This window comes from Elusimicrobiota bacterium, assembly GCA_041658405.1.
Lineage (GTDB): Bacteria > Elusimicrobiota > UBA5214 > JBBAAG01 > JBBAAG01 > JBBAAG01.
Genome location: JBBAAG010000088.1, coordinates 1 through 11,512 on the forward strand (window position 1 = coordinate 1; position 11,512 = coordinate 11,512).

At 42.5% G+C, this 11,512-nt stretch carries 11 protein-coding genes; 9 read left to right on the forward strand and 2 right to left on the reverse strand.

Features of this window, described 5'->3' with window-relative positions; all coding sequences use genetic code 11:
- Positions 1 to 123: 123 nt before the first annotated feature.
- From WC955_11685 to mutS, 8 genes are all read left to right on the forward strand, one after another.
- Positions 124 to 423, forward strand: a complete 300-nt coding sequence (locus tag WC955_11685) for a hypothetical protein (protein ID MFA5859711.1) — start codon at positions 124 to 126, stop codon at positions 421 to 423.
- A complete protein-coding gene (locus WC955_11690; protein MFA5859712.1) occupies positions 401 to 724 on the forward strand; it encodes a TMEM165/GDT1 family protein in 324 nt (107 codons plus the stop codon). The genes WC955_11685 and WC955_11690 overlap by 23 nt, the downstream gene beginning before the upstream one ends.
- A 14-nt stretch (positions 725 to 738) precedes the next feature.
- Positions 739 to 1,509 carry a DUF362 domain-containing protein gene (locus tag WC955_11695; GenBank protein MFA5859713.1) on the forward strand — a complete coding sequence of 257 codons (771 nt, stop codon included), beginning with the start codon at positions 739 to 741 and terminating at the stop codon, positions 1,507 to 1,509.
- An 8-nt stretch (positions 1,510 to 1,517) separates the two neighbouring features.
- Complete coding sequence (locus tag WC955_11700) at positions 1,518 to 2,579, forward strand: uroporphyrinogen decarboxylase family protein (protein ID MFA5859714.1); 1,062 nt, start codon at positions 1,518 to 1,520, stop codon at positions 2,577 to 2,579.
- 10 nt (positions 2,580 to 2,589) lie between these two features.
- The gene (miaB, locus tag WC955_11705) at positions 2,590 to 3,918 is read left to right on the forward strand and encodes a tRNA (N6-isopentenyl adenosine(37)-C2)-methylthiotransferase MiaB (GenBank protein MFA5859715.1); all 1,329 of its coding nucleotides are present in this window, start codon (positions 2,590 to 2,592) and stop codon (positions 3,916 to 3,918) included.
- Positions 3,918 to 5,516, forward strand: coding sequence for a trypsin-like peptidase domain-containing protein (locus WC955_11710; GenBank protein MFA5859716.1), 1,599 nt, complete (start codon positions 3,918 to 3,920; stop codon positions 5,514 to 5,516). The genes miaB and WC955_11710 overlap by 1 nt, the downstream gene beginning before the upstream one ends.
- A gap of 66 nt (positions 5,517 to 5,582) precedes the next feature.
- The gene (locus WC955_11715; GenBank protein MFA5859717.1) at positions 5,583 to 5,858 is read left to right on the forward strand and encodes a hypothetical protein; all 276 of its coding nucleotides are present in this window, start codon (positions 5,583 to 5,585) and stop codon (positions 5,856 to 5,858) included.
- 13 nt (positions 5,859 to 5,871) lie between these two features.
- Complete coding sequence (gene mutS, locus WC955_11720) at positions 5,872 to 8,553, forward strand: DNA mismatch repair protein MutS (GenBank protein MFA5859718.1); 2,682 nt, start codon at positions 5,872 to 5,874, stop codon at positions 8,551 to 8,553.
- Positions 8,554 to 8,562: 9 nt separating this feature from the next.
- Here mutS and WC955_11725 read toward each other — a convergent pair whose 3' ends face one another.
- Positions 8,563 to 9,648 (reverse strand): hypothetical protein, encoded by a 1,086-nt coding sequence (locus WC955_11725; GenBank protein ID MFA5859719.1) that lies wholly within the window; start codon positions 9,646 to 9,648, stop codon positions 8,563 to 8,565.
- An 8-nt stretch (positions 9,649 to 9,656) separates the two neighbouring features.
- Entirely contained in the window at positions 9,657 to 10,919 is a 1,263-nt protein-coding gene (locus WC955_11730) for a hypothetical protein (protein MFA5859720.1), read from the reverse strand.
- 359 nt (positions 10,920 to 11,278) lie between these two features.
- On the opposite strand from WC955_11730, the gene WC955_11735 reads away from it, so the two are divergent.
- On the forward strand, positions 11,279 to 11,512 hold a 234-nt coding region (locus WC955_11735), incomplete at its 3' end, for a hypothetical protein (GenBank protein MFA5859721.1).

Genomic DNA, 11,512 nt, shown 5'->3' on the forward strand with positions numbered 1-11,512 from the left:
TTAGTAACCCACGGGAGGGAAGTGTGTGACGCTAAAAAACCTGCCTGCGGGAAGTGTACCGTCGCAAAGTTGTGCCCCTCAGTATTTAAGAAGTGATGTATTCCTAAAAACAAAAGAGGTGTTATGCAGTATATTCTTGGATTAATAATTTTTGTGATAATCCTTGCGGTTATCAGCGTTTTTGTGTCATTCCTCTGGACATTTATCGTTATTGCAGGTGTTATTGCGGTACTGGGGTTTGTTATCTACACAATAGCTGAGATACTGGGAATACGTCTTTGCCGGAAATGTTTTGTTAAACTTATAAAAGTTGAGCAAGCGGAGGTTGTGGATATAAGTGAGGATGGTAACCGGCAGGATGTTACCACACAATACGCGTGCCCGCGGTGTAAACGCGTGTATGAGTACAAAGATAGGGTGTAAAAGCAAGGAGGTTATTTTTGTGGACTGGAAAATTATTGCAGCTACGTTTGTTACTGTATTCCTCGCGGAGTTAGGGGATAAAACTCAGTTAGCAAGTTTTTGTATGGCAACTTCAAAAAAGTGTTATCTTGAAGTAATTATCGGTGCGGTGTCAGCATTAGCGTTAGTAACTATTCTTAGTGTAATACTGGCGATGATACTTAACCGTACATTATCAGAAAACGTGTTGAAGTATGTGCGGTACGGTGCAGCGTCGTTATTCATAGTTATCGGCATACTTATGTTCGCAGGGAAGATGTGAGGATATAAACTATTATGCCGGAGAGCATTGTTGTTCTTGGATTTAAGAGTTATGAAGTAACCGTAGTTGAAGCATTGGATAAAATCGGTGCTGGTGAGGTCATTGCTAAACAAAAGAGGGTTATTATTAAACCTAACCTCGTAACTGACCTTCCTCCGCCGGTAACTACGCCTCCTGAACTTTGTGAAGTAATAGTTAATTACGTGCGGAAGGTTGCGCCAAACACAGAGGTTGTTATCGCAGAAGGGTGTGGTGAGGCTGATGGCGGGACTGAGGATGTATTTAAGAGTTTGGGGTATACTGAACTTGCAAAAAAACTTGGGGTACCGTTGATTGACCTTAACCTCGCACCGTTAATAAAACTTTCACTTCCCGGGAATAAGGTTTTCCGTGAATTCTATATACCTGAGATTGCAATGGATAGTTATATTATCTCAGTCCCGATGTTGAAAGCTCATAGTTTGTCAGTATTTACCGGGAGTATGAAGAATATGATGGGGTTTGCTCCGCCGAAGTATTACCAGGCAGGCGGGCACTGGAAAAAGTCTATGTTTCATAACAGAATGCAGGAGGCAATACTTGACCTCAACCGTTACCGCAAAGCCGACCTCACGGTTTTTGATGCAACTATCGGGCTAGAGGAGTATCATCTCGGAGGGAAAGAGTGTTATCCAAGAATTAACAAAATCCTTGCCGGGTATGACCCTCAGGAAGTTGACCGTGCAGCGGCTAAACTATTGGGGATTAATTGGCAAAAGGTTATGCATTTGAATGAAAAAATATAGGAGGTATTATGCCTATTGAAACTATGACGCCAAAAGAAAGGTGGTTACAGGTTATAACCCGTCGAAAACCTGACCGCATCCCGATGGATTACTGGGGTACACCGGAGGCTATGGATAAACTAAAAAAGTATTTCGGCGTTACTACTGACCTTGATGTGTTTAAAAAACTGCGGATTGACCGCGTGATCACCGTAGGGCCAAGGTATGCCGGGCCTAAACGTTCGGATGGTGCTGACCCGTTTGGGTTATTGCGTAAACCCGTGAATTACGGTACCGGTACTTACAATGAATGTATAAATCATCCTTTAGCAAAGTTTGCGTCAGTAAAAGAAATTGAAGCTGAATATAAATGGCCAACCACTGATCTATGGGACTTCAGCGGGATACCGGAAAAACTTAGCGGGAAAGAGGAGTATCCTATCCGCGGAGGCGGGTCAGAACCGTTTCTTATGTACAAACATCTACGCGGGGATGAACAAGCATTTGTTGATCTTATAGAGAACCCGGAACTCGTGCATTATATCCTCGATAAACTTTATGGCTTGGCGTATACCAACACACAGAGGATATTTGAAACTATACCCGGGAAAGTTAATATTTCGTATGTCGCAGAAGATATGGGTAGCCAGGAGGATTTGATGTATTCTCCTGCACAAATACGCGAATATTTTATTCCATGGATGACGAAGATGGCGAAACTCGTACACGACGCCGGAGCGTATGTTATCCACCATGATGACGGGGCGGTACGCAAGATTATCCCGGACCTTATTTCACTAGGAGTGGATATCCTTAACCCAATACAATGGCGGTGCCGCGGGATGGAACGTGAAGGCTTGAAAAAAGATTTTGGTGCTAACCTTATCTTCCACGGCGGGGTGGATAACCAGCAAACACTGCCCTTTGGTAGTGTTGAGGATGTGAAGAACGAAGTTATTGATAATATCCGTATCCTCGGTGCTGGAGGCGGGTATATCCTCGCGCCATGCCATAATATCCAGCCCGTAACGCCTGTAGAGAACATTATTGCGATGTACGAAACCGGGTACGAGTACGGATGGGTGAAGTAATTAAACCGGTATGAGAAGGTATTTTATCAAAACTTACGGCTGCCAGATGAACGTATACGACAGCGGGATAATCGCCGGGTATTTCGCGTCACGCGGGTACACGAACACAGATAATATCGCTGACGCTGATGTCATTGTTATCAATACCTGTACTGTGCGCCAGCACGCGGAAGAACGCGCGTTCAGCGAGGTTGGACGTCTAAAGTTTTGGAAAAACAAAAAACCGGGACGAATCATCGTTGTCACTGGCTGCGCCGCTGCGCGGGTTGGGGTAAAACAAATTAAGCATAAGTATCCGCATATCGGCCTCGTCGTCCCGGCAAAAGATATCCTGCGGTTCGGAAAGTTGTTTGACGATTTGTTAGAAAATGGACGAGGTGAGGACATTGTTGGAACACCGCTATCTGACGACTCTCATCCTTTATATCCGCCTGACAAAACCATATTACAAAACGATAAACCCCGGGTCTCCGCGTTCGTTGCGATCTCGCGGGGATGTAATAATTATTGTTCATACTGTATCGTCCCGTATGTCCGCGGGGAGGAAGTCCCGCGTGATTCCAGCGAAGTGTTGGACGAAGTCGGGAAGTTGGTTAAGGCCGGGATAAAAGAAATCGTGTTACTCGGGCAAAACGTTAATTCTTATAAGTCAGGGAATATGTCATTCGCCAATTTATTGACAAAGATCAACGATATCCCGAACCTCGAACGTATACGGTTCCTTACTTCGCATCCAAAAGATCTTTCTGATGATACTATTGAGTGTTTCAAAACATTGCCCAAATTGTGTGAGCATATACATTTAGCGTTGCAGTCCGGGTCTAACCGCATACTTGAACTTATGAACCGGAAATATGGTATTGAACATTACCACGAACTTATAAATAAACTGCGTGATACGCAACCAAAGATCGCGGTTACCACCGATCTTATCGTTGGGTTCCCCGGGGAAACTGAAGACGAGTTTGAACAAACCGTTACCGCCGTGAAATCTATAGGGTTTGATTACGCATACGTGTTTAAGTACTCACCCCGGGTTGGTACCGCTGCGGAAAAGTGGGGCGATACTGTCCCACAGGAAATTAAGGAACGTAGGCATGCGAAACTTTTGCGGGTAGTAAACAATGTTGCAGAGCTCAAGTCTAAATCTTATGTCGGAAAAATTCAGGAAGTGTTGGTTGATAATTGTAATCCTGATACCGGTAAGTGTAATGGTAAAACACGGGCAATGTGTTCCGTAATATTCCGACCGGAAAGCAGTATCGCTGCTGGGCATGTTGTTAAACTAAATATTGTATGTAATCACATACATTCGTTAGAAGGAGACTTAACTTTTTAATGAAATCTTTTTTATCTAAACAAGTACACACTGTTTTTATTCTAATATTAATTAGTTTTTATGCTGGATTAGTACTTGCTGCTGAAGGATCCGTAAAGCCTGTCCTATGTCCCAGTTGCAGTGTGGTGATTAATACCTCCAGTAATTTTTGTAGTAGTTGTGGATACTCGTTGAAAGATGTTTCTGATAATTCAGAGTTTAGTAAAGAGTTTCTCGATAAACTGAGAAAAAGCGTAGTAAAACTTGAAGTTACATTTAACACGTATGACAAACGGCTGGCAAAAGAAAAAATGGTTGAAGTCGGGAGCGGGGTGTTCATAAGTACTTACGGTTATATTCTTACGGTTAATCATATCTTTGATATGAGTTTATTGGAAAGATTAATGGATACGGATATTGATATTAATAAAATCAAGGTTATAACGCATGGGAATCGTGTATTCTACGCTACTTTAATCCAACAGGACCCGTATACCGATTTAGCTGTTATCAGTATCAGTACTGCATCTATTAATTATCTGAAACTTGAACCTGGAAAATTAGGGATTGGGTTAGGAGATAAAGTTGTTGCAATAGGATCCCCGTTGACGTTAGAGGATACGGTCTCGATAGGACGGGTCTGTAAAGAACGGCGGTATCTTAATTCAGGAGGGTTGTTTCACTACGAACATTTTTTGCAGCTTGATGCGCGGTTAAATCAGGGAAATAGCGGCGGGCCGGTTATTAATTCATCTGGTAATATTGTGGGGATAGTATCCGCTAAAGCTTTTGGTGAGTATTCAGATAATTTGTGTTTTGCTGTACCGTTAAGAATTATTAAGCATTCTCTGAGATCAATGATGTATAAACGCGAGCCAGTGTATCCATGGCTCGGTGTATGGGTTGATGAGAAGGAAAATGGGGAATTGGTAGTTAGTTATGTTGCGGTAAAACAAAAAAATGGGCTTGAACCCGGAGATGTGATCATAGATATTTATGGTAATAAGATTGATGGATTGTTTACTGCGCAGGGGTTATTATTGAATTCTTTGCCAGATACAAGTATTACCATAACCGTATTGAGAGATAATTCATTGAAAGATGTTGTCGTGACTACTTCACAACGGCCGTTAAACGTTAATATTGATGGTGATGTAGAATTTAGGATCTGGGGTATCGGATTGAAGGAAGAAAAGGGGAGTAATGTCGTAAAAATTGCTGAATGTGATTCTGATAATACTGCATATCAAGCTATGCCTATCTTTAAATCTAGCGAGTTCGAAACAAAACGTTACTCATCATCACTTGCGTTCCTGAATTTTACATACACTCAACCAGAGAAGAAGGAAATTAAGCCATATCTCATCGAACCAGAAGATGTTGTTGCACAAATTGAACCTATAAAAAATCTGTACAATATAGAATCTTGTTTATATTCATTAGCAGCAGGGTCATTGTCCACTAATACACGTTCAATGTCTAATATTTCTGTATTTAATGATATGCTTGCACAAAGCTCAACAAAAGGATATATTATGCTTGGCATGAGGATAAAACGAGGTGATACGTTCTATGTTAATTTTTGCCTGCGTAAAATTCCGGTTAACCGTTTTCTTTGATAATCCTTGATTCCTATATGGTAGAATATATATTTTGAGTCTTTAAGAGAAGGGAATTATTGTTTTATGATGTCAATACGTATGTTAGTAATCATGGGGTTTACGTTATTACTTACAATCCTCACCTGGCAAAACGGTAGCATGGGTAATGCTGAAGTCTTTATTTTCGCGTGGAAGTTCGCTATACCAATCACAGCGTTGATGTTATTATCTTTTTTCTTTGGGATAGTGGTTACTATTCTTGAACTACAACTACAGGTGAAGAAGTATAAAACTTTACTAAAAGAAAAAGATAGTACGATTGAAGAACTAAAGAAGCCAGCACAACAGGTTCAGCCGTAAACTCTATTCTTTTATGGACACTACCGCGAAATCAAGCCTCACACCGTTGATGCAGCAGTACCAGTCAATAAAAAACCAGTACCGCGATACTATACTCTTATTCCGGCTGGGTGACTTTTATGAAATGTTTTTTGATGACGCTAAGAAAGCTTCACAAATACTTGAGATCGCGTTAACTTCACGCCATGGCTCACCGATGTGCGGTGTGCCGTATCATTCAGTGAATAATTATATCGCAAAACTTATCAAAGCGGGGATTAAGGTAGCTATATGTGACCAGACTGAAGACCCTGCGGAGGCTAAGGGTTTAGTAAAACGCGATGTTGTACGCGTTATCACCGCAGGGACTGTACTCGAAGATAACCTTCTTGATCCTAAAACTAATAATTACTTGCTTGCGTTTTTCCCGGAGAAAGATTATAAGTCATACGGGGTGGTGTTTGTTGATACATCCACCGGCGAACTTACCGGTACCCAAGTACAAAATGATCCGTACTACCAAAAACTTAACCTCGAGATCAGCAGGTTCGCACCAAATGAAGCTATCATCCCGCGGGGGGGTAACGAAAACAGTAAGGTCATAAATATTTTCCAGAATAATAATGTACCCACAAATTTTTATTTCCACGGTGATATAAACGTTTCAACCGGGGTGGATACGCTTTCACGGCTTGGGATGCAGCCACAGGCTTTAAAGGGGAATGGGATTGAAGATAAACCGTTGTTCATCCAGGCGGTAGCCGCAGCGGTGGGGTACCTCGAAAAAACGCAGTTAAAGTTCCCGGAGTATATCAAGAATATATCAACGTATTCACTGGCGGATCATCTTGTACTGGACGAAACTGTTGTGCGTAACCTCGGGATTATATCCAATAATTTTGATGGTAACCGTAAAGGCAGTATGCTTGACGTTATTGACCAAACATTAACTGCTATGGGAGGGAGGTTAATACGTACCTGGCTTTTATTTCCGTTAAAAGATATTGGGGTGATAAAGTCAAGGCAAAGGGTAGTGAAGGAGTTTGTTGAGGATAATATTACGCGTAAAAACTGCCGGGATGTATTATCTTCGATCTCCGACCTCGAACGGTTAGTCAGCAGGGTATTTTCCGGGATCGCATCACCCAGGGATGTGGTTAACCTAAAATCATCATTAGCTAAAGTGCCGGAATTAAGGTCTGTCCTCGCGGGGATAACCGTAGTTCCTCAGTTGGTTAGTGAACAACAACAAAGGAACAGCGAAGGGTATAGTGCGGTAATTGAAATCGTTGATAAAATCAAGGAATTACCTGAAGTTGTTAGTCTTATACACTCAGCTATTGTAGATGAACCCCCGGCAGATCTTACCTCGGGGCGGGTTATCCGGAAAGGGTACTCCCAGCAACTGGATGAACTAAAATCTTTATCTACCGGCGGGAAACAGTGGGTGGCTGAACTTGAAGCTAAAGAACGGAATAAGACCGGGATTAATAATCTTAAGATCGGGTATACCGGCGTATTCGGGTACTATATTGAGGTAACAAAATCTAATCTTGAGTCTGTCCCGCAGGAGTATATACGCAAACAAACACTGGTTAATTCCGAAAGGTTTATCACGCCTGAACTTAAAGAAAAGGAAGCTATGATCCTCGGGGCGGAAGAACGGATTGTTCAACTCGAACAACAGTTGTTTAAGCAGGTGCGTACTGAACTACTGAAGTTTATTGATGAGATACAGTTACTCGCTAGAACTATTGCGCAAATTGATTGTTACCAAAGCCTTGCGTCGTTAGCGGTAGCTAACCGATATGTTCTCCCTGAAGTTAATGACAGTTATGTCCTTGATATCCGTGATGGCAGGCATCCTGTGATAGAAACTATGCTACCCGCAAAGTTTGTGCCTAATGATACTGTTATGGATAATATAGAGAACCAGTTATTTATTATCACCGGGCCTAATATGGCAGGGAAGTCGACGTATATCCGGCAAACCGCGTTAATTACAATCCTTGCGCAGATGGGTTCATATGTTCCTGCGAAAAGCGCGGTTATCGGGATAGTAGACCGTATATTTACGCGGATCGGCAGCGGTGAAAATATTGTTTCCGGTGAGTCTACGTTTATGGTTGAGATGCACGAAACTGCGAATATTATGCATAACTGTACCTCGCGGAGTTTACTTATCCTTGACGAGATCGGGCGGGGAACTTCAACGTTTGACGGGATCTCAATCGCATGGGCGTGTGTGGAATACCTCGCGAAACCGGCTGGGCCACGGACATTATTCGCAACACATTATTTTGAGTTAACAGAACTCGCGGGGAAGTATAAGTGTGTAAAAAATTATAATGTATCCGTGCGTGAATGGGGTGACGAGATTGTGTTTCTCCACAAAATAGTTGCCGGTAGCGCAGATAAGTCTTATGGTATACATGTCGCTAAACTCGCGGGGTTGCCTGGTGTTATCGTTAAACGCGCAAAAGAAATTATATACGCGCTTGAGCAAAACAGTGCGGTATCTTCCGCGTCTAAAGCTCTGGCGGGAACCGGTGAGCTTGGATTGCAGGATACACAAAATGAAAACGTGGCTCAACTTGACTTATTCCCGTTAGAGTATTTATCAGTAATTGCAGAGATACGCAAGCTTGATCCTAATACTGTTACTCCTATTGAAGCACTGAATTTGTTGATAGCGCTAAAAGAAAAGTTGAAGTAGTTGAGTTCATTATATTTTTGGGAAGTATGCCCATAAGCATCCTCCACGGTCATTCTCTCCAAACATAAGTTCACCGTCATGGCCTGTAACTGCGCAACTGAACTCATAGCCATACCTCCGGAGGTTTAATACTGATACCGCAACTCCAAGGTTTTTGTATTCACCGGTTCGGGGGGTGTAAACAAAAAGGTTTGTCATACCATCACCGCAGAAGCCGTATAACCTACCGTCGTTTGTTATAGTCATACACTTTACAGGCCTGAGATGCGCACTGGTAACTTTCTTAACATTTCGTTTTTTGAGGTTTATTCCATAAATACTGCCTTTACCATCAGCAATATAAAACGTTCCTCCTATAGAGTTGCTGCTGATACACACGTTTTTGTTGGTGAAACACTTATCCAGTTTGGTTAACGCTACGAACTTTATTTCCATAGTTTTGTCAGTCTCGACCTTATACACCACTCCTTTTGAAGTGAGTGCCACAACGTTACCGCCACCAAGGTTAGTGAGCCTGATAATGTTTTGTTTGTTGTATAGGCGTACAGTATTACTTTTTGGGTTAAACATAAACACGTGTTTGTTCGTCAACCCAATTACGAATACTGTTGTAGTGTCGGTAGTGAGGCATAATACTTTCTCACCTTTCGGGAAGTTATACGCGATTTTCGGTTGGCTTACATCAAAACCCCATTCCTGTATGCAATCCGGCATCGCTGTCATCGCGTTACGGGTCCATAAACGCCCGTTGTTGGGGGTATTAACCCCTGCTACAAGTATATCGCCTGAAGTACAGGTTAGTCCTCTGCATTCAGTTGAGACACTATCCCCGCCGAAGTCTACCGCTATACCGCTGGTACTGCGGATACTCGCTGCAAAGATATGCGCTGTTGTCCCGGAAGTACCGCCAAAGATAATATCATTCTTCCCGCGGGTAAGCGCAGTGATATAACTTTCATTCATTGGGATCGGTGTTGTCATCCCGGGGAAGTTTAATTGTAATGCCATAAAATGCCCTTCCCTGCAAAATGAGGATGCTGTCATCTCGCCCCATAACATGTCTTTAATATTTTTTTGGCCAGGTTTGTTTTTCATTGTATATATTAACCCCATATGCGTAAAGGTAAATGTGAGTTACTACTCTCTTTACGGCCAGGCATTGTCATCTTAAAAAAACCTACGGGTAGCCTCCCGACGTTCATAAAGAATAGGTCGCCGTTTCTATCCCTTGCACCGCGTGAAATGTATTGTGCAGCACCGTCCGGGCGGGTTAAGGTTGCTACTTCTTTGCGTTCAAGTGTCTGAGGGTTTAACTGCACAACCGCACCGGTTGCGTTCTTGAATTGTCGGTTGGTATCCGAGTTTTGGTTATTGTCATCATCCCATCGTGAGTGCCCGTAATACAGATTACCGTCATTACCGAACACTACACCGCCGCTGTGGTCAAGGAACATACTAAACGGTATTGCGGTATTACGTTTGCTTTGTGTTGCGCAACCAAGGTCTTCTACAGTACCGAACTCGCCATGGGTTGGCCAAAAACGTATGAGCCGCGGTGCGGGGCTCCAGGTTGTTATGTACACGCACTCACCATCCGGTGAGGCGACTACATCGTATAAAACTGAATGCCAGCCTGTTTGATAAGGTTCGTGGGGTAAAACATACGTGGATTGTTCCAAAATATCAGTATCGGGATTATAACGTATCATATGCCCGTAGTCGTCAGTCATCCATGCGCGGTTGTGTTTATCCAAAAAAATTACCTGGCTGTTGATACTGCCGATACGTCCGAGGTCACGCCGGGTTTTTGTTTCCAGTGAGTATATAATAAAATGGTCACGGGGATAACTTAATGCATACAATTGTTTATGTTTAGAGTCAAAGGCTAAACACCGGCAGCCTTCTTTCGGGATTATAATATCATGCCACAAAACTTTGTCTTTAACCGTATCATAAGCAATGAGTTCTGACCCGCGAAAACATTTTGTTTTATCATGCCAAAAAAGCCAGGGGGAGTATGCTTTTAGATCTATCGGCGGGCCGCTTAAATGCGTAGCACAGTATAGTATACCGTCGTCCTGGGAGGGGACAAAGCTATAGTGTATCTTACACTGTGTTGCACGGCCGGAATCCACAGGGTCGCCTGTTACTTCCGAGACGTCAAAGAGGTAGTCTATATCATCCTTGGTTTCGTTATACCGCGCGACTATTACAGTTCCTCCGGGGATGCATTCATGGCAGACTGATACATAAATCCTTCCCTCCGGGCCTGTGGATAAGCCCCAACCGGAATCACTTTTCGGGTACTTAGTAAATTGATAAAAATTTGTGCTGAATGCCGGGTTAGTATTCATTGTAATCTTCATAACCAACTTTCTATTTTATTCATTGTTGCAGGTTAACACCGTATTTTGAGTTAACACATATTAAAAATATTATATAATATGAACATTCAAATCTTCTAGTTGTTATCAAAGAAAAGGTAGGCAAATCGTACATATCTTTTTATAGAACGAGGTGGAATATGTTTAAGAAACCAAAAGTGTTGTTCGCCGGGTATAAAACCATTCCAAAAGAACTTGCAGAAATTAATGAGTGTTGTCAAACCTTCCAAAATCGAAGAGAAAGAGTTCTACAGTGCTGGGGTTAACAGTATAGTAGTAAAAACTGCAAAACCTGAAGTGTTTACACCCACTTGACTTGAAGTAAAGAAGAAGCAAGTTTTATGCCAAAAAGTGTAATCCCGGAAAAACGTTGTCGTATCAATATAAATAATGAGGATACGGCGGTAAAACACAAAAAAATGTTTCCCTCGGACTTAACCATATATTCCCTCGAACTTAACCAAGCGAAAGAGTCGGTAAACACTATGCTGAAAGCCAGCGCAGCGGAACAATCCTCTATCGTCCAATCACCCCCTACCGGTGAATTAACAGCGTACCAGAACCCAACGATAAAA